A 23,868-nucleotide genomic window follows, 5' to 3' on the forward strand; every position below is an offset into this window, starting at 1 on the left:
TTATCTGCCCCTAACATGCGTGCACGGGCGGAGAGGAAACCTCTTCGCCCGTGCCAGTAATTACCCGTTCAAAGGGCGATTATTTTTTGTCTTTCACTTCTTCAAACTCGGCGTCGACAACGTCGTCATCTTTCGCGTTATTTGCAGAAGCATCAGCGCCTGCTGCACCAGCCTGTTGCTGTGCGTGCTGCTGCTGAGCGATTTCCATCAGTTTCTGGGAAACCTGTGCCAGCGCCTGCATTTTCGCTTCGATATCCGCTTTGTCTTCACCTTTCAGAGAAGTTTCCAGCGCGGTCAGTGCAGACTCGATGGCAGTTTTGTCGTCAGCCGGCAGTTTGTCGCCTGCTTCTTCAACCTGCTTGCGAGTGCTGTGCAGCAGATGGTCACCCTGGTTACGGGTCTGAACCAGCTCTTCAAACTTACGGTCAGATTCTGCGTTCGCTTCTGCTTCGCGAACCATTTTCTGAATTTCTTCTTCGTTCAGACCAGAAGAAGCCTTGATGGTGATCTTCTGCTCTTTACCGCTGTTTTTGTCTTTCGCGGAAACGTGCAGGATACCGTCGGCATCGATGTCAAAAGTAACTTCGATCTGCGGCATACCGCGCGGAGCCGGGCTGATACCATCCAGGTTAAACTGACCCAGATCTTTGTTATCAGCAGCACGTTTACGTTCACCCTGCAGCACATGGATGGTTACCGCAGACTGGTTGTCTTCAGCGGTAGAGAACACCTGGCTGTGCTTGGTCGGGATAGTGGTGTTTTTCGCGATCAGCGGAGTCATTACGCCACCCATGGTTTCGATACCCAGAGACAGCGGGGTAACGTCCAGCAGCAGCACGTCTTTAACATCACCGGTCAATACACCACCCTGAACAGCAGCACCGATTGCTACGGCTTCGTCCGGGTTAACGTCTTTACGCGGTTCTTTACCGAAGAACTCAGCGACTTTCTTCTGCACCATCGGCATACGCGTCTGACCACCAACGAGGATAACGTCGTTGATATCAGATACGGACAGGCCAGCATCCTGCAGAGCAACTTTCAGCGGCTCGATAGAACGGTTAACCAGGTCTTCAACCAGGCTTTCCAGTTTCGCACGGGTCACTTTGATGTTCATATGTTTCGGACCGGTCGCGTCTGCAGTGATGTACGGCAGGTTCACGTCGGTCTGCTGAGCGGAAGACAGCTCGATCTTCGCTTTCTCAGCGGCTTCTTTCAGACGCTGCATCGCCAGCGGGTCATTACGCAGGTCGATACCCTGATCTTTCTTAAACTCGTCAACCAGGTAGTTGATCATACGGCTGTCGAAGTCTTCACCACCCAGGTGGGTATCACCGTTGGTTGCCAGAACTTCGAAGGTTTTTTCGCCGTCAACTTCGTCGATTTCGATAATAGAGATATCGAAAGTACCACCACCGAGGTCATATACCGCGATAGTACGGTTGCCGACTTCTTTATCCAGACCGTAAGCCAGCGCAGCTGCGGTTGGTTCGTTGATGATACGTTTTACTTCCAGACCTGCGATACGACCGGCGTCTTTAGTTGCCTGACGCTGAGCATCGTTAAAGTATGCAGGTACGGTGATAACTGCTTCAGTTACCGGCTCACCCAGGTAATCTTCAGCTGTTTTCTTCATTTTTTTCAGCACTTCAGCAGAAATCTGCGGCGGTGCCAGTTTCTGACCTTTTACGTCAATCCATGCATCACCGTTGTCAGCACCGATGATTTTGTACGGCATGATGGCTTCATCACGCTGTACTTCTTCGTCCTGGAAGCGGCGGCCAATCAGGCGTTTAATCGCAAACAGGGTGTTTTGCGGGTTTGTCACTGCCTGACGTTTAGCCGGCTGACCAACCAGAGTTTCACCATCCTGGGTATAAGCAATGATAGAAGGCGTGGTGCGATCGCCCTCGGCGTTCTCCAGCACACGTGCAGTAGTGCCATCCATAATCGCTACACAAGAGTTGGTAGTACCCAGGTCGATACCAATAATTTTACCCATCTAAACGTCTCCACTAAAAATTCGGTCATCATGTGGTTGTGAATCTGTAATAAGGGCGAAACGTGCGGTTTCAACTACCCTGAATCGTTTTTTTTCAGACTCACCACTGCGGTTGCTTACAAGATGGGGTCGTAACCCACGTCATCAAGGGGGGCATGAAAATTTTTTTTAGCCTTGTGGCAATAAAATCGCAGAAAAAAGGCTAAAAGATTAAAAAATGAATAGTCTCAAATCAAAATTAATTCATAAAACAGATAAATTCAGCACAGCCATTCACGTAAAAATTGTAATAAAAAGAAAAGATTACAAGCATGAATCATGATTCTGACAGCGGTAAGATGGTCTGAAACGACACACTTTTACAGCCGTCAAAGAGAAATTCCATGAAATCCGTATTAACCCTTTCCGCCAGCCTGCTTATGGGCCTGCTGCTAAGCAGCGCCGCACACGCTAACGATCATAAAGTCCTCGGCGTGATCGCCATGCCTCGTAATGAAACCAACGATCTGACGCTGAAACTTCCCGTTTGCCGCGTGGTGAAACGCATTCAACTTACGGCCGATCATGGTGATTTACAGCTCAGTGGTGCATCGGTTTATTTCAAAGCTGCCCGCATGTCCAGCCAGAGTCTGAACGTGCCTTCCTCCATCAAAGAAGGGCAAACGACCAATTGGATCAACATCAATAGCGACAACGACAATAAGCGCTGCGTGAAAAAAATTACCTTCTCCGGCCATACGGTGAACTCTTCTGATATGGCGACGCTGAAAATCATCGGCGACGACTAATTCCCCATACTTTTATTCAAAAGCCATAGAAACATGAATGTCACCTATTTGAATGACGACGATCTCGATTTTCTTCAGCATTGCAGTGAGGAGCAGCTCGCCAATATTACCCGCCTGCTTACACATAATGAAAAGGGGAAAGCCCGTCTGTCGAGCGTTCTCAACCACAACGATTTATTTAAATCGATGGAAGGACATCCGGAACAGCACCGCCGCAACTGGCAACTGATTGCTGGCGAACTGCAGCATTATGGGGGCGACAGCATTGCCAATAAACTCCGTGGACATGGAAAACTGTATCGGGCGATTTTGCTGGACGTTTCGAAGCGTCTGAAGATTAAAGCTGATAAAGAGATGTCCACGTTCGAAATTGAACAGTCTCTGCTGGAGCACTTTTTACGCAATGCCTGGCAAAAAATGGATGCCGGACAAAAGCAGGAATTTCTGCAGGCTGTCGATGCAAAAGTTTTTGAACTGGAAGAACTGCTACCGTTATTATTGAAGGATCGTCACCTGGCAAAAGGCGTCTCTCACCTGCTCTCCGGCCAGTTAACCAAAATTCTGCGAACCCACGCCGCCGTCAGCGTAATCGGGCACGGATTACTGCGCGGAGCCGGACTTGGCGGCCCGGTAGGTGCGGCTTTAAACGGGGTTAAAGCGGTGAGCGGCAGCGCTTATCGGGTGACGATCCCGGCTGTACTCCACATTGCCTGCCTGCGCAGAATGCTCAACCACACACAAGCGTGATGCCCATCACAGGGAAAATAATTCGTTTTCCCTTCGTTAGATCATAGACAGTGCCCTCTCCCCTGATTATTATGCCGCGCCCCGAAGACAGCGATCGTTATTCGGGGAAACTATTTCACCATTCAATCAATGATGATTTTGAGGAATTATGGGCAACACTAAGTTGGCTAATCCGGCACCGCTGGGCCTGATGGGCTTTGGCATGACCACCATTCTGCTTAACCTGCATAACGCGGGTTTCTTCGCTTTAGACGTTATTATTCTGGCGATGGGCATTTTCTACGGCGGTATCGCGCAAATTTTTGCCGGTCTTCTGGAATATAAAAAAGGCAACACCTTCGGTTTAACCGCCTTTACCTCCTACGGTTCGTTCTGGCTGACGCTGGTTGCGATTCTGCTGATGCCGAAAATGGGCCTCGCGGATGCAACCAATGGTCAGTTCCTGGGCGCTTACCTGGGTCTGTGGGGCGTGTTCACTCTGTTCATGTTCTTCGGTACGCTGAAAGCCGCGCGCATGCTGCAGTTCGTGTTCCTGAGCCTGACAGTGCTATTCGCCCTGCTGGCCGTTGGCAACATTGCAGGTAACGAAGCAATCATTCACGTAGCGGGTTGGGTTGGCTTAGTGTGTGGTGCAAGCGCCATTTACCTGGCGATGGGTGAAGTGCTGAACGAACAGTTTGGCCGTACCATCCTGCCGATTGGTGAAGCGCACTAATCTGACAATATCCCCCCTGAAGGGGGGATATTCCTTACAAACGCTGTAACTCTCCCTGTACGCTCGTATCGCGATGATAAATATCCTGTCGCAGCCAAATCCCCAGACCTAACCCCACCAGCGATAACGCCAGCACATACCAGGCCGGAGCCATTGGCGACACGCCCATTAACATCGTCACGGCGATTGGCGTCAGACCACCAAAAATGGCATATGAGACGTTATAGGAAAAGGAAATACCGGTAAAACGGACTTCCGCCGGAAACGCCCGCACCATGACATAAGGCACTGCGCCGACCACGCCAACGCATAATCCCACCAGCCCGTATAACAGGAACAAGTGCTGAGGATGGCTGCCGGTCAGGTGATAGAAAAACCAGCTCGAACAGGCCAGCAGCAGGCTGCCGACAATAAAGGTTTTGCTGGCGCCGACCCGGTCGACAATAAATCCGGCCAGCAGACAGCCGACGCACAGCATAATGGTAGCGACACTGTTGGCCTGTAGCGTTAGCGCGGGTGCAAAGCCATACTGCTTCTGCAACCAGACTGGTGACATCAGGATCACCACCACAATCCCGGCCGATAACAGCCAGGTCAGCAGCATTGAAATAACCACCGCTTTTTTATGCTTACTCACCACCGACTTCACCGGTAGCTCTTGCGCAAGTGCTTTACGCTGCTGCATTTCGAGGAAGATGGGCGTTTCCTGCAACCAGCGACGCAGGTACATCGCCACCAGCCCAAAAACGCCCCCCAGCAGGAACGGGATACGCCAGCCGTAGGCATGCACCGCCTGTTGCGTCAGGTTGGTATTCACCAGCGTCGCAACCACCGACCCCAACAGAATCCCCACCGTCAGCCCGGCGGTCAGCGTGCCACAGGCAATGCCGATGCGGCGCTCCGGTACGTGCTCCGCCACGAACACCCACGCGCCCGGCACTTCTCCGCCGATGGCAGCGCCTTGCAAAATGCGCATCAGCAGTAACAGCAGCGGTGCGAGGATCCCCATTGAGGCGTAGGTAGGCAAAAGGCCAATCGCCAGCGTCGGTATCGCCATCAGCAAAATGCTCAGGGTGAACATTTTCTTACGCCCGACCAGATCGCCAAAGTGAGCCATGATGATGCCACCCAGCGGACGCGCCAGATATCCGGCGGCAAAAATGCCGAAGGTTTGCACCTGACGTAGCCACTCAGGAATGTCTGCCGGAAAGAACAGTTCACCAACAACAGCGGCAAAGAAGACGAAGATAATGAAATCATAAAACTCAAGCGCACCGCCGAGGGCAGCAAGCGTAAGAGTTTTATAATCCTGGCGATTAAGCGGTCGAGTGTGTTGTGACATAGCAAACCATCAGTCAGTGGAGTTATTGAATCTGTCTGTCGATATATGTAAAGCAAAAATTACTATATCGTAAACAATTCAATACTCCACTGTGATTGGCACTTATGTCACGATCGGGCTACTTTCAGCTGTTTGTATCGCGAATTGCGCTTTTAGGACGAAAAGATGCTACAACAGCCGGTGCGGTTTCCACATACGGCCCATCCAGCAACTGTATACAATACGGTACACTTGCAAAAATACCCGGTACGATCACCTTACCGTCGGCATCTTTCACGCCTTCCAGCGTTTCTTTGATCGATTTCGGCTGCCCAGGCAGATTCAGGATCAACGCCTGTTTGCGAATAACACCAACCTGGCGGGAGAGAATAGCCGTTGGCACAAAGTGCAGACTTATCTGGCGCATCTGTTCGCCAAAGCCTGGCATCTGGCGGTCAGCCACGGCAAGCGTAGCATCGGGGGTCACGTCGCGACGTGCCGGACCCGTTCCGCCGGTTGTCAGCACCAGATGACAGCTCATTTCATCCACCAGCTCGCATAAGGTCTGTTCGATGATCGCCTGTTCATCCGGGATCAGTCGCGTTTGCAGCTCAAAAGGGGTGGTAAGGGCAGATGCCAGCCACTCTTCAAGGGCCGGGATACCTTTATCCTGGTAAACGCCGCTGGAAGCACGGTCAGAAATGGAAACCAGGCCAATGCGTAAAGTATTCATGATTATTCCGTTTAAACAGTCTCGTTAAACAGAATGATACACTGCGAAAGGAAGGACAGACAGGTTTCAGAAGAGGTAGCGTGACCCATATCAGGGCCACGCGTTAATGATTACAGCAGATCGCCGATCATTTTTTCCAGTTTACCCTGGTCTACAGCAAACTTACGGATACCGTCCGCCAGTTTATCTACAGCCATCGGATCCTGGTTGTGCTGCCACAGGAACTCAGCTTCGGTGATGCGTGCAGGACGCGCTTTCACTTCGCCGGAGAAGGACAGTTTACGTTCGATAGCGCCTTCGCTTTCCGCCAGCTCTTTCAGCAGTGCCGGAGCAATCGTCAGACGATCGCAGCCTGCCAGCTCAATGATTTCGCCGATGTTACGGAAGCTCGCACCCATCACCACGGTTTCGTAACCGTGCTGTTTGTAGTACTCGTAGATTTCCGTTACGGAAACCACACCCGGATCTTCTGCCGGTGCATACTCTTTCTTGTCGGTGTTGGCTTTGTACCAGTCAAGAATACGACCAACGAACGGAGAAATCAGGTATACGCCAGCTTCTGCACATGCACGTGCCTGCGCGAAGGAGAACAGCAGAGTCAGGTTACAGTTGATGCCTTCTTTTTCCAGCTGCTCAGCGGCACGGATGCCCTGCCAGGTTGAAGCCAGTTTAATCAGAATGCGATCGTTGCTGATGCCAGCGTCGTTGTACATCTTGATCAGACGTTTTGCTTTCGCGATGGACGCGTCGGTGTCGTAAGACAGACGAGCGTCAACTTCAGTAGAGATACGACCCGGGACCAGTTTCAGGATCTCCAGACCGATATTTACTGCCAGTTTGTCGGTCGCGTCGACGATCTGCTGTGCGCGGTCGTTGCTCTGCTGCTTAGCCCAGGCTACAGCGTCATCAATCAGCTTGCGGTATTCTGGGATCTGCGCTGCGTTAAGAATGAGAGAAGGGTTAGTTGTGGCATCCTGAGGCTGATACAGCTTCATTGCCGCGATGTCTCCGGTGTCGGCCACTACTGTGGTGAACTGACGAAGGGAGGTCAATTTGTCCGTCATGATAGCGATTCTCTTTAAACAGCTTGTTAGGGGGATGTAACCGATCTTCCCTGATGATAGCACGACGCACTCTCAGCGCAACCGCCTGGATTGTCCGACCCGCTGCTCAGCCCTGATTACGCATCTCAAAGCCTGTGATGCGCAATTGCGGGATATAACGATTGTTATGATAAACTCCCGCAATCACTCTCATGACAAGGTATATACTGGTCGATTATTGGTAGCGCTTACACGGAAATCTTCGCGCTTACCGGCATCAACAAGAGGGATGTTAATGCCTGATTTTTTCTCATTTATTAATGAAATACTCTGGGGATCGGTGATGATCTACCTCCTGCTTGGCGCAGGATGTTGGTTCACCTGGCGTACAGGGTTCGTGCAGTTCCGCTACATTCGCCAGTTTGGCACAAGTCTTAAAAACAGCATTAGCCCGCAGCCGGGCGGTTTAACTTCCTTTCAGGCTCTGTGCACCAGCCTTGCCGCGCGTATCGGTAGCGGGAACCTGGCCGGCGTAGCGTTGGCGATCGCCGCTGGCGGCCCTGGAGCCATTTTCTGGATGTGGGTCTCAGCGGTCATTGGTATGGCAACGTCATTCGCCGAGTGCTCACTTGCCCAACTGTATAAAGAACGCGATAGCAAAGGACAGTTCCGCGGTGGTCCTGCGTGGTATATGGCACGTGGTCTGGGCATGCGCTGGATGGGCGTCCTTTTTGCCATCTTTTTACTGATTGCCTATGGACTGATTTTTAACAGCGTTCAGGCGAACTCGGTCTCTCGTGCGTTGACCTTTGCTTTTGACATCCCTCCCCTCTTCTCCGGTATCGCACTGGCAATAGTGTCATTACTGGTCATCGTCGGCGGTATTAAAGGCGTCGCACGCCTGATGCAATGGTTCGTTCCGATGATGGCACTGCTGTGGGTTGGAAGTAGCATCATCATCTGTCTGTGGCATATCGGGCAGCTTCCCGACATTATCGTCACCATTATAAAAAGCGCCTTTGGCTGGCAGGAAGCAGCAGCGGGTGCGGCCGGATATACGCTAAGCCAGGCTATTGCCAACGGTTTTCAGCGCGGCATGTTTTCTAACGAAGCCGGAATGGGATCTACGCCGAATGCAGCTGCATCGGCCGCCTCCTGGCCACCGCATCCTGCGGCACAAGGCATTGTGCAAATGATTGGGGTATTAGGCGACACTCTCGTGGTCTGTACGGCTAGCGCGATGATTATTCTGTTGGCAGGCAATGGCACCAGCTATGTGCCAATGGAAGGCATCCAGTTACTTCAAAAAGCAATGGTAACGCTGACGGGAGAATGGGGAGCCGGATTCGTGGCTTTTATTGTGATTCTGTTTGCCTTTAGCTCGATCGTCGCCAACTACATCTATGCGGAGAACAATCTCGTCTTTCTGAAACTGGACAATATGCGCATCATCTGGCTATTGCGAATCGCTACCATTAGCACCATTATCGGCGGAACGTTTGTCAGCTTCCCGCTGGTCTGGCAGTTGGCCGATATCATTATGGCTTGTATGGCCATTACTAACCTGACAGCGATTCTGCTGCTTTCTCCGGTTGTCCATACCATCGCCAGCGATTATCTGCGCCAGCGTAAACTCGGGGTGCGCCCGGAATTCGATCCGCACCGTTATCCTGATATCAGACAACAGCTTGCCCCCGAAAGCTGGGATGAAACGCCGCGCGGATAGCGCGGCAATCACAACCATCGATCAAATCTGTCGTTTTTTTTGCTAAAGTCGCAGTAAATTTCCTGCAAGGACTGGATATGCTGATTCTGATTTCACCTGCAAAAACGCTCGACTACCAAAGTCCGCTGGCAACAACACGCCATACGCTACCCGAACTGCTGGATCACTCTCAGCAGCTTATCCATGTGGCGCGCCAGCTCTCTGCGCCGCAGATTGGCAAGCTGATGGGAATTAGCGACAAACTGGCGGATTTGAATGCCACGCGTTTCCATGACTGGCAGCCTGACTTCACGCCGGACAATGCGCGCCAGGCCATTCTGGCATTTAAGGGCGACGTGTATACCGGGCTGCAGGCTGAAACCTTCAGCGAGGCGGATTTCGACTTCGCTCAGCAGCATTTACGGATGTTGTCCGGACTGTACGGCGTTCTACGTCCACTGGATTTGATGCAGCCTTATCGTCTGGAGATGGGCATTCGTTTGGCCAATGCGAAGGGTAAAGATCTCTACCAGTTCTGGGGAGATATCATCACCGATAAACTTAATGAAGCACTTGAAGCACAAGGCGACAGCGTGGTGATTAATCTCGCTTCGGATGAGTATTTTAAATCCGTGAAGCCGAAAAAGCTCAATGCCGAGCTGATTAAACCAGTCTTCCTCGACGAGAAAAACGGCAAGTTCAAAGTCATCAGCTTTTATGCCAAGAAAGCGCGCGGCCTGATGAGCCGCTACATCATTGAGAACCGCTTAACGCAGCCGGAACAGCTGACCGCATTTAACAGCGAAGGCTATTTCTTTGATGAAGAAGCGTCAGGAAACGGCGAACTGGTGTTTAAACGCCACGAGCAATAATTTACATGCCGGATGACGGCTAACTCCTTATCCGGCCTACAGGTTTTGTAGGCCCGCTAAGCAAAGCGCCAGCGGGCACCACCGTTAACTGCGGGTCATCATCAGCTTACGCAGTTGCGCAAAATCAGCAGGCAGGTGATGAGAAAGCAGCGGCAAGTCCGCGCGTTCCGCCAGCTCTTTTGGCAACGCCAGCGTCAGATCAAGAATCTCTTCAACGCTTTCTTTAAACTTCGCCGGATGCGCAGTACCAAGGAACAGGCCGTACTCGCCAGGGTTCAGTTGGTCACGCAGCGCACGGTAAGCCACCGCCGCATGCGGTTCTGAGGTGTAGCCTATCTCATGTAACTCACGCATGGTGTCCTGAGTCGTGGCATCATCAACGGCGGCATAACCCAGCTCATTCAGACGCCAGATTTTACGGCGGAACAGTTCTTCCACGCGCGGCCAGTTGTTCGGCTGGCTGACATCCATCGCATTCGATAACGTCGCCTGAGTCGCTTTCGGCGCCCACTCACCTTCAGCAAGGAAACGCGGAACCGTATCGTTAACGTTAGTCGCCGCGATAAAACGCTTCACCGGCAAGCCCAGTGATTTCGCCAGCAGCCCGGCGGTCAGATCGCCAAAGTTACCGCTGGGAACAGAAATCACCAGCTGATTCCGCGCCTCTTGCGGTAGCTGAGCCACAGCCTCAAAGTAGTAACAGATTTGCGCCAGCAGACGGCTGATGTTAATTGAATTAGCCGAGTTCAGTCCCAGAGCCACCTTCAGCTCTTCGTCATCAAACGCCTGTTTCACCAGCGCCTGGCAGGCATCAAAATCGCCATCAATCGCTACAGTTTCAATGTTACCGCCCAGCGTACAGAACAGTTTTTCCTGTAATGGGCTGATCTTGCCGTTCGGGTAGAGGATCACCACGCGCACATTTTTCAGGCCATAAAAGGCATGTGCAACCGCCGCGCCGGTATCACCTGAGGTCGCCGTCAGAATGGTTACCGGCTTGTCGCCGCTGATGTGCGTCAGCATTTGCGCCATAAAGCGCCCGCCAAAGTCTTTAAATGCAAGCGTAGGGCCGTGGAACAGTTCCAGACAGCCGACATCTGCGGCAACCTGAGCAACCGGTGCCGGAAAAGCAAATGCAGCACGCACGCGTTTTTCCAGAATTTCCTGAGGGATCTCATCACCAATAAATGCGGACAGGATCTTCGCGCTGCGGCTAACGAAGTCCTGGTTCAGCATCTCATCCACTTCTGTCAGATTGAATTCCGGTAGATCGTGCGGAAAAAACAATCCCTGATTCTTGCCAAGCCCTTGCGTGACGGCCTGCGCAAAGCTGACCTGCTCGTTATGATCTTTCAGATTATACAGTTTCATTGATTATCCCAGTACCCGTGCGCCCGCCGTGTCCAGCCGGCAAATATGAACAAAGCCTTCCTGATTTTGCAGGTAATTTTTACTCAGCCAATCTGCTACGCGCTGCGCCGTATCCGGCTTATCGCACAAGGCGAACAGCGTCGGCCCTGACCCGGAGATCCCGCTGGCCAGCGCGCCAATTTCTGTTACCGCCTGACGCGCCTGACTAAAGCCAGGCAGCAAGCGGGTACGATACGGCTCAGCAATGACGTCCTTCATCAGCTTCGCGGCAAGCCCAGGCTGACGGGAATAGCAGGCATGGATAAATCCAGCCAGATGTCGCCCGTGGGCGATACAGTCCTGACGGCGATACTGCGCAGGTAGAATCGCCCGCGCTTCTGCCGTCGACACTTTAATCCCCGGATACGCCAGTACCCATAGCCACTCATCAAAGCCTGGCACCTGCTGGCTGATAATGCCGTTTTCTTCGATCATTAACTGCATACCGCCCAAAAAGCACGGGGCAACATTATCGTAATGAATACTGCCGGAGATACGCCCTTCCAGCTCGCCCATTATCGCCAACAGGCGCGTATCGTTGAGCGGCTTACCGCAGTGTTCGTTCATAGCGACTAACGCCGCCACGACGGAACAGGCACTGGAGCCTAACCCGGAGCCAATCGGCATATTTTTTTCCAGCGTCATCGCCACCGGAACCGTTTTACCCAGCTCCTGGCAGAATCGCTCCCAACACTGATAGACAATATTTTCGCGCGGCTCTGACGGCAGCTTGTTGGCAAAGCGCCCAAGGTTGTTCAGGCTGAACTGATCAGCCGCCTCAACGGACACCACATCACCCAACAGCGAACCGTCCACCGGAGTTACTGCCGCACCAAGCACATCAAACCCGACGCTCATATTGGCACTGGAAGCCGGGGCATAAACTTTCACCATGTCAGACTCCTAACTTCCATGAAAGGGTGCGTAGCAGGTCGGCAAAGACGCCCGCTGCCGTCACGTCGTTACCCGCGCCATATCCGCGCAGAACCAATGGTAACGGCTGATAGTAGTGGCTATAGAATGCCAGCGCGTTCTCACCGTTTTTCACTTTAAACAACGGATCGTTGCCGTCTACTGCATCAATTTTCACGCGACAAACGCCGTCCTCTTCGATATTGCCAACATAACGCAATACTTTTCCCTCATCACGGGCTTTCGCCACGCGCGCGGCAAAGACGTCATCCAGCTGTGGCAATTTCGCCATAAACGCGGATACATCACCAGAATCATCAAACTCGTTTGGCAGAACTGGCTCAATGACCACGTCTGAAAGCTCCAGCTCACGACCGGTCTCACGGGCGAGGATCAGCAGCTTACGTGCCACATCCATGCCGGAAAGATCGTCACGCGGATCGGGCTCGGTATAGCCCATCTCACGCGCCATGGTGGTGGCTTGCGAGAAGCTCATGCCTTCATCCAGCTTGCCGAAAATAAACGACAGCGAGCCGGAAAGAATACCGGAGAAACGCTGCAATTCATCACCTGCGCTGAGCAGGTTTTGCAGGTTTTCAATTACCGGCAAGCCTGCGCCCACGTTGGTGTCGTAGAGGAATTTACGCCGGGACTTCGCGGCGGCAAAACGCAGCTGATGGTAGTAATCCATCGACGAGGTGTTGGCCTTTTTGTTCGGCGTAACCACATGGAAGCCTTCGCGCAGGAAATCAGCATACTGATCCGCCACCGCCTGGCTTGACGTACAGTCGACAATCACCGGATTAAGCAGATGATATTCTTTCACCAGGCGAATTAAGCGCCCAAGGTTGAATGGCTCTTTCGCGCTTTCCAGCTCCGCCTGCCAGTTTTCCAGATTCAAACCATGGACGTTGGTCAGCAGAGCCTTCGAATTCGCCACGCCGCACACGCGAAGATCGATATGCTTCTTTTTGAGCCAGGTTTGCTGACGTTTAAGCTGCTCCAGTAGCGCACCGCCCACGCCGCCTACGCCAATCACAAACACTTCAATCACCTGGTCGGTGTTGAACAGCATTTGATGGGTCACGCGAACGCCGGTGGTCGCGTCGTCGTTGTTCACCACCACTGAAATAGAACGCTCAGACGAACCCTGAGCGATCGCCACGATATTGATGTTCGCGCGAGCCAGCGCGGCAAAGAATTTCGCCGAAATGCCACGCAGAGTACGCATACCATCGCCAACAACAGAGATGATAGCCAGACGCTCAGTTACCGCCAGCGGCTCCAGCAGGCCTTCTTTCAGTTCGAGGTAGAATTCATCCTGCATGGCGCGTTGCGCACGCGCGCAGTCGCCCTGCGGGACGCAGAAGCTGATGCTGTATTCGGAAGAGGATTGGGTGATCAGCACTACCGAGATGCCCGCACGCGACATTGCGGCAAAAACGCGTGCCGCCATACCCACCATGCCTTTCATTCCTGGGCCGGAAACGCTAAACATCGCCATGTTATTGAGATTAGAAATACCTTTTACCGGCAAATCGTCGTCATCACTGCTGGCGCCAATCAACGTGCCTGGCGCTTGTGGATTGCCGGTATTTTTAATCAGGCAAGGGATCTGGAACTGGGCAATAGGGGTAATGGTGCGCGGGTGCAGCACTTTGGCGCCGAAGTAAGAAAGCTCCATCGCTTCCTGATAAGACATCGACTTCAGCAGTCGGGCGTCGGGTACCTGGCGCGGATCGCAAGTATATACGCCGTCAACATCGGTCCAGATCTCACAACAATCAGCGCGCAAACAGGCGGCCAGTACGGCGGCAGAGTAGTCGGAGCCATTACGCCCCAGCACCACTAACTCACCTTTCTCATTCCCGGCGGTAAATCCGGCCATCAAAATCATGTGGTCCGCAGGAATACGGCTGGCGGCAATGCGGCGCGTAGATTCGGCGATATCAACGGTAGATTCGAGGTAATGGCCGACTGCCAGCAATTTCTCCACCGGATCGATGACCGTCACGTTGTGCCCGCGCGCTTCCAGCAGGCCTGCCATGATGGCGATCGACATTTTTTCGCCACGGCAGATAAGCGCGGCATTGATGCTGTCCGGGCACTGTCCCAACAGGCTGATGCCATGCAGGACGTGTTTAATCTGGGCAAACTCTTGTTCAACAAAGGCTTTGAGCGGGGCCAACGGAAAACCCGGCTGCGCGGCGGCCAAACCCACCAATAGCTCAGAGAAAATACGTTCGGCGTCGCTGATATTGGCTAAAGCATCCTGACCACCGATGGTCTTCTCAATCATCGCCACCAGATGGTTGGTAATTTTTGCGGGGGCAGAGAGCACGGTCGCGACCTGCCCCTGTCTGGCATTGCTTTCCAGAATATCGGCAACCCGCAGAAAGCGCTCTGCATTTGCCACTGATGTACCGCCGAACTTCAACACTCGCATGGTTTACCTCATTGCCTTTGGTCGAAAAAAAAGCCCGCACTGTTTAGGTGCGGGCTTTTTCTTGTGTTTCCTGTACGCGTCAGCCCGCACCGTTACCTGTGGTAATGGTGATGGTTGTGGTAATAGTGATGCTGATGCGTTTCATGATGTTGTGTGCTCTGTAATTATTATCTGTCTGTCTTGTATTCTTTTAGGGTTAAAGTATCTGCTGACCTAAGTCAATAAATTTTTAAATTGATCACATTCCGAAACTTGTTCATGAGCGACTGCTTGCCCTTTTACTTTCAACCAATACAGCATGTCTCGCCCACTTGAAACCAGAGCAAAACACTGCACAACAAACATTGATCAAAACTTTATTTTGTTAGATTTTTTTCTATATCATGTAAAAAACGGTGCAACATTGCCGTGTCTCGCTGCTCTAACAGACCCATTCGCTGTTGCAGCCAGTCCGTCAACTTAATGTCGTCAGAAACGTTCAGCGTGGCTAATAAACGCAAAACACGTTCGCGCAATGCCTGTAGCTGATGCTCATCCGTCATCTCAATGTTTCTGGCCGGTTGTTGTATTAAACCTGCTAATTGATAGCAATACACCATCACCGCCTGCCCCAAATTGAGTGATGGATAGTCAGCCACCATCGGTACCCCGGTGAGGACATCCGCCAGAGCCAATTCTTCGTTGGTCAGCCCCGAATCTTCACGACCAAAAACCAGCGCGGCGTGATCCATCCACGTTGATTTTTCCTGCAACAGGGGAACCAGTTCGACCGGCGTAGCGTAATAATGAAACTTCGCGCGGCTGCGCGCCGTGGTCGCGACGGTAAAATCCACGTCGTGAAGCGCCTCGGCTAACGTTGGAAAAACGTTAATATTATCAATAATATCACCCGAGCCATGCGCAACCCATCGCGTGGCAGGTTCCAGGTGGGCCTCGCTGTCAACGATCCGCAACTGGGTGAATCCCATGGTCTTCATCGCACGGGCTGCCGCACCAATATTTTCCGCTCTGGCGGGGGCAACCAGAATAATTGTTAAACGCATTTCGATACTCTTTTAGCCTATGTGCAGGTAATAATGTGACGTGCATCAACATATTACGCAGCGCGAATTTACATATTTTTAACAGAAATCACTGAAAAAGCATTTCGCATCCGGTAAAAAATGCTAAACTATTTCCAGGCTGAACTATTGCCTTTTATGTTAACAAAAGTTGCATATCCTTCTGTTTATCCATGATAATTTAATTTAAAATGGATCGCATTGGTTGGATTCATTACATTTATTAATTAGCGCGTGCAACTAGTTGTAATATTGCAATTTTGTGATGAAAGCAAACATTTGGATACGTTGATTTCATCAAACTGTTAACGTGCTACAATTGAACTTGATATATGTCAACGAAGCGTAGTTTTATTGGGTGTCCGGCATGTCTTAGCCTGTTATGTTGCTGTTAAAATGGTTAGGATGACAGCCGTTTTTGACACTGTCGGGTCCAGAGGGAAACTACCCACGACCAAGCTAATGATGTTGTTGACGTTGATGGAAAGTGCATCAAGAACGCAATTACGTACTTTAGTCATGTTACGCCGATCATGTTAATTTACGGCATGCATCAGGCAGGTCAGGGACTTTTGTACTTCCTGTTTCGATTTAGTTGGCAATTTAGGTAGCAAACATGCAGACCCCGCACATTCTTATCGTTGAAGACGAGTTAGTAACACGCAACACGTTGAAAAGCATTTTCGAAGCAGAAGGCTATGATGTATTCGAAGCGACAGATGGCGCGGAAATGCATCAGATTCTCTCTGAATATGACATCAACCTTGTGATTATGGATATCAATCTGCCTGGGAAAAATGGCCTCCTGTTAGCGCGCGAACTCCGCGAACAAGCTAACGTTGCGCTGATGTTCCTGACGGGCCGTGATAACGAAGTCGATAAAATTCTCGGCCTCGAAATCGGCGCAGACGATTACATCACCAAGCCGTTTAACCCGCGCGAGCTGACTATCCGTGCTCGTAACCTGCTGTCGCGTACCATGAACCTGGGTACCGTCAGCGAAGAACGCCGTAGCGTCGAGAGCTACAAGTTCAATGGCTGGGAGCTGGACATCAACAGCCGCTCTCTGATTGGTCCTGATGGCGAGCAGTATAAACTGCCACGCAGCGAATTCCGCGCCATGCTTCACTTCTGTGAGAATCCGGGCAAAATCCAGTCTCGCGCAGAACTGCTGAAAAAAATGACCGGTCGCGAACTGAAGCCGCATGACCGTACCGTTGACGTGACTATCCGCCGCATTCGTAAACATTTCGAATCAACGCCGGATACGCCAGAAATCATCGCCACCATTCACGGTGAAGGCTACCGTTTCTGCGGCGACCTGCAGGATTAATTCGATCCTCACAGGTAAAAAAACGGCGCAATATGCGCCGTTTTTCATTTCACCACAACCCTATTTCCATAAGCGAAACTCGTCACTCTGCGCAGGCTGAGACTCCGGAATTTCTGTCGGCTTTGGTTTTGGCTGTGCCAGCGAGTGCCAGTCAAGATGACGCGTCAGGAACATCACGCCACACAACGCGACCAACAGCACGCCGGTTCCCAGCAGTAAAGAGCTGTCCTGTGAACGGAGCAACACCCACATCACACCATCCAGCCCCAGCAGCGCTACGGTGAACAAAATACTCTTACGCCAACCCTGTAATATCGCCTGCAGATACACACCGTTCATCAACGCCCCCACCAGACTCGCCGTAATCCACGCGGCGGTAAAACCAATATGTTCTGACAACGCCAGCAGCAACAGATAAAACATCACCAGCGATAATCCCACCAGCAGGTACTGCATCGGGTGCAGTCGAAGGCTGGTCATGCTTTCAAGGACAAAGAAAGACATAAAGGTCAGCACAATCAGCAAAATGGCATATTTTGTCGCCCTGTCCGTCAGTTGGTATTGATCCGCAGGCGTGGCGACAGCGACGCTAAATGCAGGCATTCCCTCCCAGCCAATCTTTTCGCCATCAAAGCGTTCGCCGAGGTTATTGGCAAACCAACTGCTTTGCCACTGTGCATTGAATCCAGACTCACTGATTTCGCGCTTAGCCGGAAGAAAATCCCCAAGAAAGTTGGGATGCGACCAATTGCTGGTTAAGGTCATTTCACTGTTACGGCCAACCGGAACAACGGAGAAATCTCCTGTTCCGCTCAAATTCAGCGACAGCGTCATGCTCAGGTTTTGCTCCGCCCAGCTCGCGTCGGGTAACGGAATGTGGATCCCCTGCGCACGTCCATCCAACCCCGTCCCCGGCTCAACCGCCAGCGATGTTCCATTGACCTGCGGCGCTTGCACCACACCAATCCCGCGCGCATCCCCCACTCCAACCACGATAAATGGTTTGCCGACGCTGACGTTGGGATGGTTTAAATCACGCAAACGTTCAGCGTTAAACTCGGCCTTCACCGAGATATCGTTGTGCCAGACCTGGCCCTCATAAATACCGATTTTACGCGCTTCAACGTTCTGACTCCCCTCAACCACCAACGACTCCGGCAGCCAGAAATGGATATAGCTTCGCTTACGCTGGATCTCTTTGCCATCCTCCAGCGAGGTATAAAGCTCTGTCACCGGAATGGCTATCAACGGGCCGACCATCTTTTGCGGTCCGCTGGTGCTCTGGCGGATTGCATCTTCAACGTCATTGCGATAATCCGATCGCTCTACGATTATCTGCCTGACCATTGTCAGGGGAATTAACAGCAGCAGCATGGCGCCACCCAGAGTGACGATTTTCCAGAACAGGGGTGATTTCAACATAGCGTTCTCCTTTGCAATATCAGCAAGGTAGAACAGCTATGTGCGGAGAATTTGAAGTTATGTGAAGTGACGGTGAAGCGTAAACGAAGCTTGTGCACCGCCCTCTGGTCGGTTAGATAATGTCACCGCGCCTTCATGCAGTCGTGCAACTTCACTGACAAACGCCAGCCCCAAACCGCTGCTCTTGTGTCCATTCTCGCGGGGCAGCGAGTAGAAGCGCTCAAAAATACGCGGCAACGCAAAGTCAGGGATCCCGCTACCGCTGTCGGTAACCTGCAACGTGACCCGATCCTCGTGCTGATGTGCACTCAGCACAATCATCCCGTCCTGTGGCGTAAAGTCGATAGCGTTGTCGAGTAAATTCCCCAATGCCTGCTCCAGTAACGCGGGATCGGCTGCGACGCTAAGCGATGAAGGCAGAATGGTCAGCGTGATGTTTTTTGCCGCCAGCTGCACGCTACGCGCCTCTTTAAGCTGAGCAAACAGCGCATCTACCGCCACTGGCGTCAACGTAATGTCCTGCCGATTCTCCAGTCGCGCCTGACGTAACAAGGTTTCAACCAGCGCCTGCATGCGCGCATTTTGCGTCAGAATATTATCGGTAAAGCGCGCTACCACGTTTGGCGGCGGACCTTCGCGCAGTATCTCTGCCGCGCCACGAATGGCCGCCAGCGGGCTTTTCAGCTCATGGGTTAACGCGTAGACATACTGCTCAATGTAGTTCTTGCCTTCGAGCTTCAGACGCATACTTTCCAGCGCCTGCGCCAGTTTGCGTAACTCGCTACTGCCTAAATCAGGCAGTGGGACGGGGCGATTCTCAGTAACGGAATCGGCATAACGCGCCAGCCGGGCAATGGAGCGGTTTATCCACCATACCATCCCGAAGCCAATCACCAGGGCAATACCCAGCAATACGGCGCTGGCCCACAGCATTCGCCGTTCACTGCGTTTAATCACCGGCGCCATCGCTGCATTTGGTTTGCCGACACTGAGCACACCGATAATACGACCACCGTCTACAATCGGCGCGGCAACGTACATCACCGAGCTTTCCGGATCATCCGGGTTTTGCGGCGTACTACGAGCGCCATACTGCCCACGTAACGTTAACCACACGTCGTTCCAGCGGGAGTAGTCCTGACCGACGGCCTGGTTAGCTGAATCAAACACCACCTTGCCCTGCGCGTCCGTCATGTAGACATGGTATTCATTACGTACTTTGTTAATGCCGCTGATATTGGCGCGGAATGGGCGGTTATGCAGTTGCGAAAAGGCCTGCGCCAGCTTGCCGTTGGCGGGGGTGTCAGAGAGTAAGTCATCACGCGCCAGCGCAGCCAGCAGCGTGGCGGTATCAATCAATGTGCCTTCAGTCGCTCGACGGACGCCTGGCTTAATTTCCTGCACAAAGATAGACAGAACGAACCAGGCAGCGACGGCAACAATCATAAAATAGCCGAGCAGCAAACGCATGCCAATGCGCATCAGGCGCTCCTCAGGCTGTATCCCATACCGCGATGCGTATTGATGGGGGAAAGCTCGGGGTTGATGGCCCGCAGCTTGGCGCGCAGCGTTTTGATGTGGGTATCGACCGTTCTGTCAAAGGTATCCTGCGCATCGGCCCAGACTAAATCCATCAGTTGTTGGCGGGAGTAAATACGTCCCGGCGACATCAGCAGTGTTTTCAGCAGCAGGAATTCATAGCGCGTCAGGTTCAACGGCATGCCGAACCAGGTGATCTGCGCGGCCAGCTCATTAAGTTCAAAATCCCCACAGCGCGTTGTCAATGAAGGCGTGGAGAATTTTTGCACCCGCCGCAGCAGCGTACGCACACGAGCGCACACTTCACGCGGCGAGAAAGGCTTGGCAACATAATCATCCGCGCCAATTTCCAGCCCCAACAGGCGATCCACTTCATCGCTGCGTGCGGTCAGAAACAGGATCGGCAACGCCGGGTGGCGTTCAAGTAAACGTCGGCACAGTTCAAAACCGCTTATATCCGGTAGCCCGACATCCAGAATGATGGCATCAGGGCATTGCTGGCGAGACTTCTCCAGCACGGGAAATCCGCGCTCAAACGCCTCTACGCTAAACCCCTCTTGCTGCAGCATGTAGATAAGCGTATCAGCGATTCCCTGCTCATCCTCAACCAACCAGATCAACGGCTGTTGCATTGTGCTTCCTTGTTATTGCCGCCACGGCATGATGGGTACCGCGCTAATGGCATTTTTGGGCGATCCATCGACGACTTTATCTGAATAAGCCAGATAGGCCAGCGCATTACGTTTCGCATCGTAAAAACGCACGACCTGTAAAGATTTAAACACCAGCGAGGTACGTTTTTTAAATACCACTTCGCCCTGAGCTTTACCGTTCTTGATTCTGTCGCTCAGTTCTACCGGCCCAACCTGCTGGCAGGAAATGGCGGCATCGGAGGTATCTTCCGCCAGCCCCAGACCACCTTTGATGCCGCCAGTCTTCGCCCGACTCACGTAGCAGGTCACGTTGGTAACATCCGGATCGTCAAACGCTTCGACCACAATTTTATGATCCGGGCCGAACATTTTGAACACCGTATCGACAGATCCAATCTGCTCCGCATGGGCAACCTGCGCCAACATCAGCAGAATTGAGGAAATGACTAAGCTCTTATATTTCATATTGTTACCATTTTTAAAAGTTACTCTGTGCAATTATTCGACATTCTAAGATAAAACGTATACAGATCACAGGATTACAATAATCACGCTTTCGTATGTCCGAAAAAAGCATTTATGAGCAAAAAAAACACTGAATGCTAAAACAGCAAAAAATGCTATTATCCTCATACCTGACGTCAGGTACTCGTTGTTGAAAGGATGAGGATATTTTATGGATCAGGCTGGCATTATTCGCGACCTATTAATCTGGCTGGAAGGTCATCTGGATCAGCCTTTGTCGCTTGACAATGTGGCGGCAAAAGCGGGCTATTCCAAGTGGCACCTGCAGAGAATGTTTAAGGACGTGACGGGCCATGCTATTGGCGCCTATATCCGCGCCCGTCGTTTATCGAAATCTGCAGTGGCGCTGCGCCTGACTGCGCGCCCAATTTTGGATATTGCGCTGCAATATCGCTTCGACTCTCAACAAACCTTTACTCGCGCGTTCAAGAAACAGTTTTCCCAAACGCCTGCGCTGTATCGTCGCTCCCCGGAATGGAGTGCGTTTGGTATTCGCCCGCCAATGCGCCTGGGTGAATTTGCGATGCCTGCGCACGAGTTTGTCACCCTGGAAGATACGCAACTACTCGGCACCACGCAAAGCTATTCCTGCTCGCTGGAACAGATTTCAGATTTCCGTCATGAAATGCGTATTCAGTTCTGGCGCGACTTCCTCAGTCAGGCTCCTGCGATCCCACCGGTGCTGTACGGACTTAACGAAACGCGTCCGAGCATTGAAAAAGATGACGAGCAGGAAGTGTTTTACACCACTGCACTGACGCCGGAACAGGCCAATGGCTATGTGCCGTCGGCGCAGCCTATCCTGTTACAGGGTGGCGAGTACGTGATGTTTACCTACGAAGGGCTGGGAACCGGCGTGCAAGAGTTTATCCTGACGGTTTACGGCACATGCATGCCAATGCTGAACCTGACGCGCCGTAAAGGACAGGATATCGAGCGATATTACCCGGCAGAAGATGCCAAAGCGGGAGATCGCCCGATCAACCTGCGCTGCGAATTCCTGATTCCGATTCGCCGCTAGCGCTGTAGTTCATCCAACGCAGGGGCGTCCAGATGTGAGATGTCCCCTGCCGTTTCAACGACCCATCCCGGCGCCAGCCATAAGCTTTCCTGGTAATCAACGCGAGAAATAGAACAGTTGCGCAGACGCAAGCGACGTTCAGCCCATGCCGGTAATCCAAGAATTGTACTCACCAGGCAACCCAGCGCGATACCGTGACTGACCAGCAGCGGGCGACTTCCCGGCGGCAATTCCAGACAGGATGCCAGCGCTGCGTTGACGCGATCGCTCAATTCCTGCATCGATTCCCCTTCCGGGATACGACCATCCACCGTACCGTTCACCAACTGGCGACGCCAGCCCTCTTCCTCCGGCGTCAGCGTATCGATGTGACGTTTTTCCAGCACACCCATATTTAGCTCGCGCAGACGGGAGTCATAGGTGATATCACAGCCACAGGCCTGGGCGATGATTTCTGCGGTGCGTCGTGTACGACCAAGATCGCTACTGATGACATGCGTAATACCAAACGAGCGAGCGCGTTCACCCACCTGCATGGCTTGCTGTTCACCTTTAGCGGTTAGTGGGCTGTCTGACTGGCCTTGAATACGTCGCTCGGCGTTCCACTGCGTTTCGCCATGGCGAACAAGGTATACCTGTAACATGCTTTTTTTCCGTTATACTGCGATGCGATGAATTTTCAAACTGAGCTTAATTATGCACAAGGTTATCTCTGCGACCACCAATCCTGCCAAAATTCAGGCAATTCTGCGGGCATTTGAAGAGATTTTCGGGGAAGGATCCTGCCATATTGAACCCGTCGCCGTCGAGAGTGGCGTGCCGGAACAACCTTTCGGAAACCAGGAAACGCGCACTGGCGCACGAAATCGCGTTGATAACGCTCGCCGCCAGCACCCACAGGCTGATTTCTGGGTCGCCATTGAAGCAGGAATTGACGACGATGCCACCTTCAGTTGGGTAGTAATTGATAACGGCATCCAGCGCGGTGAAGCCCGTTCAGCCACGCTGCCATTGCCTACTGTCATTCTCGACAGAGTCCGCAAAGGTGAAGCACTCGGCCCGGTGATGTCGGACTATACAGGTATTGATGAGATTGGCCGTAAAGAGGGCGCAATCGGCGTCTTTACCGCGGGTAAGCTGACGCGCTCGAGCGTCTACCACCAGGCGGTGATTCTGGCGCTCAGCCCGTTTCATAACGCGGTATATTTATAGCATTGTGCCGGTTGTTCAATCGTAGGCCGGATAAGGCAAAGCCACATCCGGCGGATCAATTTTTCCCGAGCAACACCTGTTCCAGCCACTGACGCAGATCCACCGGTGCGGATTTGAGGCTGTTCGACCCTCGCGTAATAGTAGCAATCCCCGCCCCGAGCTCGTTTTTAAGCTCACGCTGGCTCATCTCACCGCGCAGCAGCTCTTCAATGATACGCACACGCGTGCCCAACGCTTCACGCTCATCCGGCGTTAACATCAAATTGAGCAGTGGCAGGTGTAAATCTTGTTCGTAGGCGTGTTTAAGCAGATCGACAAAACGTAACCACTCCTGGTGACGTTGTTCTGCCATCTCTGCTGAATAGGGTGATTGCTGAGTCATAAGATATCGCCATCGTTGCGAGGGAA

At 52.3% G+C, this 23,868-nt stretch carries 24 protein-coding genes and 1 other annotated feature; of the genes, 8 read left to right on the forward strand and 16 right to left on the reverse strand.

Going from position 1 to position 23,868, the window contains the following annotated elements; all coding sequences use genetic code 11:
• Positions 1 to 79: 79 nt before the first annotated feature.
• Positions 80 to 2,002: a molecular chaperone DnaK gene (gene dnaK / locus OGV98_RS20345; RefSeq protein WP_003018959.1), complete on the reverse strand. Its 1,923-nt coding sequence runs from the start codon at positions 2,000 to 2,002 to the stop codon at positions 80 to 82.
• A 383-nt stretch (positions 2,003 to 2,385) separates the two neighbouring features.
• Between dnaK and OGV98_RS20350 the strand changes: the two genes are divergently transcribed.
• The 3 genes from OGV98_RS20350 to satP all read left to right on the forward strand — a co-directional run bounded on the left by OGV98_RS20350 (position 2,386) and on the right by satP (position 4,252).
• On the forward strand, positions 2,386 to 2,790 hold the full coding sequence (locus OGV98_RS20350) for a DUF2541 family protein (protein WP_003018965.1): 405 nt from the start codon (positions 2,386 to 2,388) through the stop codon (positions 2,788 to 2,790).
• A 33-nt stretch (positions 2,791 to 2,823) separates the two neighbouring features.
• Entirely contained in the window at positions 2,824 to 3,537 is a 714-nt protein-coding gene (gene msyB, locus OGV98_RS20355; RefSeq protein ID WP_202580791.1) for an acidic protein MsyB, read from the forward strand.
• 148 nt (positions 3,538 to 3,685) lie between these two features.
• Entirely contained in the window at positions 3,686 to 4,252 is a 567-nt protein-coding gene (gene satP, locus OGV98_RS20360) for an acetate uptake transporter (RefSeq protein ID WP_003018969.1), read from the forward strand.
• 34 nt (positions 4,253 to 4,286) lie between these two features.
• Here the strand turns inward: satP and OGV98_RS20365 are convergent, their stop codons facing one another.
• The 3 genes from OGV98_RS20365 to tal all read right to left on the reverse strand — a co-directional run bounded on the left by OGV98_RS20365 (position 4,287) and on the right by tal (position 7,370).
• Positions 4,287 to 5,594, reverse strand: a complete 1,308-nt coding sequence (locus OGV98_RS20365; protein WP_286552005.1) for an MFS transporter — start codon at positions 5,592 to 5,594, stop codon at positions 4,287 to 4,289.
• A 124-nt stretch (positions 5,595 to 5,718) separates the two neighbouring features.
• Positions 5,719 to 6,306 carry a molybdopterin adenylyltransferase gene (gene mog / locus OGV98_RS20370; protein WP_003837312.1) on the reverse strand — a complete coding sequence of 196 codons (588 nt, stop codon included), beginning with the start codon at positions 6,304 to 6,306 and terminating at the stop codon, positions 5,719 to 5,721.
• Between the two features lie 110 nt (positions 6,307 to 6,416).
• Positions 6,417 to 7,370, reverse strand: coding sequence for a transaldolase (gene tal, locus OGV98_RS20375; RefSeq protein WP_003018974.1), 954 nt, complete (start codon positions 7,368 to 7,370; stop codon positions 6,417 to 6,419).
• 274 nt (positions 7,371 to 7,644) lie between these two features.
• On the opposite strand from tal, the gene OGV98_RS20380 reads away from it, so the two are divergent.
• Together OGV98_RS20380 and yaaA are read left to right on the forward strand one after the other, a co-directional pair.
• A complete protein-coding gene (locus tag OGV98_RS20380; RefSeq protein ID WP_003845646.1) occupies positions 7,645 to 9,075 on the forward strand; it encodes an alanine/glycine:cation symporter family protein in 1,431 nt (476 codons plus the stop codon).
• A 77-nt stretch (positions 9,076 to 9,152) separates the two neighbouring features.
• Positions 9,153 to 9,926, forward strand: coding sequence for a peroxide stress protein YaaA (yaaA, locus tag OGV98_RS20385; RefSeq protein ID WP_003018978.1), 774 nt, complete (start codon positions 9,153 to 9,155; stop codon positions 9,924 to 9,926).
• A gap of 84 nt (positions 9,927 to 10,010) precedes the next feature.
• Here yaaA and thrC read toward each other — a convergent pair whose 3' ends face one another.
• The 6 genes from thrC to yjjY form a co-directional block, all read right to left on the reverse strand.
• Positions 10,011 to 11,297, reverse strand: a complete 1,287-nt coding sequence (gene thrC, locus OGV98_RS20390; RefSeq protein ID WP_003018980.1) for a threonine synthase — start codon at positions 11,295 to 11,297, stop codon at positions 10,011 to 10,013.
• A gap of 3 nt (positions 11,298 to 11,300) precedes the next feature.
• Positions 11,301 to 12,230: a homoserine kinase gene (thrB, locus tag OGV98_RS20395; RefSeq protein ID WP_196614819.1), complete on the reverse strand. Its 930-nt coding sequence runs from the start codon at positions 12,228 to 12,230 to the stop codon at positions 11,301 to 11,303.
• A 1-nt stretch (position 12,231) separates the two neighbouring features.
• Positions 12,232 to 14,694 (reverse strand): bifunctional aspartate kinase/homoserine dehydrogenase I, encoded by a 2,463-nt coding sequence (thrA, locus tag OGV98_RS20400; protein WP_016149523.1) that lies wholly within the window; start codon positions 14,692 to 14,694, stop codon positions 12,232 to 12,234.
• Between the two features lie 23 nt (positions 14,695 to 14,717).
• Positions 14,718 to 14,844: a sequence feature (Thr leader region), on the reverse strand.
• Positions 14,774 to 14,839 (reverse strand): thr operon leader peptide, encoded by a 66-nt coding sequence (thrL, locus tag OGV98_RS20405; RefSeq protein ID WP_032337689.1) that lies wholly within the window; start codon positions 14,837 to 14,839, stop codon positions 14,774 to 14,776. It overlaps the preceding feature by 66 nt.
• Before the next feature lie 206 nt (positions 14,845 to 15,050).
• Entirely contained in the window at positions 15,051 to 15,737 is a 687-nt protein-coding gene (locus tag OGV98_RS20410; protein WP_003018988.1) for a tRNA/rRNA methyltransferase, read from the reverse strand.
• A gap of 398 nt (positions 15,738 to 16,135) precedes the next feature.
• Entirely contained in the window at positions 16,136 to 16,276 is a 141-nt protein-coding gene (gene yjjY, locus OGV98_RS20415; RefSeq protein WP_042998021.1) for a YjjY family protein, read from the reverse strand.
• Positions 16,277 to 16,371: 95 nt separating this feature from the next.
• On the opposite strand from yjjY, the gene arcA reads away from it, so the two are divergent.
• On the forward strand, positions 16,372 to 17,088 hold the full coding sequence (gene arcA / locus OGV98_RS20420) for a two-component system response regulator ArcA (RefSeq protein ID WP_001194359.1): 717 nt from the start codon (positions 16,372 to 16,374) through the stop codon (positions 17,086 to 17,088).
• Positions 17,089 to 17,148: 60 nt separating this feature from the next.
• Here arcA and creD read toward each other — a convergent pair whose 3' ends face one another.
• The 4 genes from creD to creA are packed head-to-tail and all read right to left on the reverse strand — an operon-like array spanning position 17,149 to position 21,167.
• On the reverse strand, positions 17,149 to 18,510 hold the full coding sequence (gene creD / locus OGV98_RS20425) for a cell envelope integrity protein CreD (RefSeq protein WP_061549253.1): 1,362 nt from the start codon (positions 18,508 to 18,510) through the stop codon (positions 17,149 to 17,151).
• Between the two features lie 57 nt (positions 18,511 to 18,567).
• Positions 18,568 to 19,992: a two-component system sensor histidine kinase CreC gene (creC, locus tag OGV98_RS20430; RefSeq protein WP_123977449.1), complete on the reverse strand. Its 1,425-nt coding sequence runs from the start codon at positions 19,990 to 19,992 to the stop codon at positions 18,568 to 18,570.
• The gene (gene creB, locus OGV98_RS20435) at positions 19,992 to 20,681 is read right to left on the reverse strand and encodes a two-component system response regulator CreB (RefSeq protein WP_003845635.1); all 690 of its coding nucleotides are present in this window, start codon (positions 20,679 to 20,681) and stop codon (positions 19,992 to 19,994) included. Before creB ends, creC begins: the two co-directional genes overlap by 1 nt.
• 12 nt (positions 20,682 to 20,693) lie before the next feature.
• Complete coding sequence (gene creA, locus OGV98_RS20440) at positions 20,694 to 21,167, reverse strand: protein CreA (protein WP_003018998.1); 474 nt, start codon at positions 21,165 to 21,167, stop codon at positions 20,694 to 20,696.
• A 211-nt stretch (positions 21,168 to 21,378) separates the two neighbouring features.
• Here creA and robA point away from each other — a divergent pair, with 211 nt between their 5' ends.
• On the forward strand, positions 21,379 to 22,248 hold the full coding sequence (gene robA / locus OGV98_RS20445; protein ID WP_003837295.1) for an MDR efflux pump AcrAB transcriptional activator RobA: 870 nt from the start codon (positions 21,379 to 21,381) through the stop codon (positions 22,246 to 22,248).
• Here robA and gpmB read toward each other — a convergent pair.
• The gene (gpmB, locus tag OGV98_RS20450; protein WP_003019006.1) at positions 22,245 to 22,892 is read right to left on the reverse strand and encodes a 2,3-diphosphoglycerate-dependent phosphoglycerate mutase GpmB; all 648 of its coding nucleotides are present in this window, start codon (positions 22,890 to 22,892) and stop codon (positions 22,245 to 22,247) included. The two genes, robA and gpmB, sit on opposite strands and share 4 nt — an antisense overlap.
• A gap of 52 nt (positions 22,893 to 22,944) precedes the next feature.
• Between gpmB and yjjX the strand changes: the two genes are divergently transcribed.
• Complete coding sequence (gene yjjX, locus OGV98_RS20455) at positions 22,945 to 23,460, forward strand: inosine/xanthosine triphosphatase (RefSeq protein ID WP_003019009.1); 516 nt, start codon at positions 22,945 to 22,947, stop codon at positions 23,458 to 23,460.
• A gap of 55 nt (positions 23,461 to 23,515) precedes the next feature.
• On the opposite strand, the gene trpR is transcribed toward yjjX, so the two are convergent.
• Positions 23,516 to 23,842: a trp operon repressor gene (gene trpR, locus OGV98_RS20460; protein ID WP_003837292.1), complete on the reverse strand. Its 327-nt coding sequence runs from the start codon at positions 23,840 to 23,842 to the stop codon at positions 23,516 to 23,518.
• Positions 23,843 to 23,868: the final 26 nt, after the last annotated feature.

Source organism: Citrobacter sp. Cf136 (genome assembly GCF_030333815.1).
GTDB classification, from domain to species: domain Bacteria; phylum Pseudomonadota; class Gammaproteobacteria; order Enterobacterales; family Enterobacteriaceae; genus Citrobacter; species Citrobacter freundii.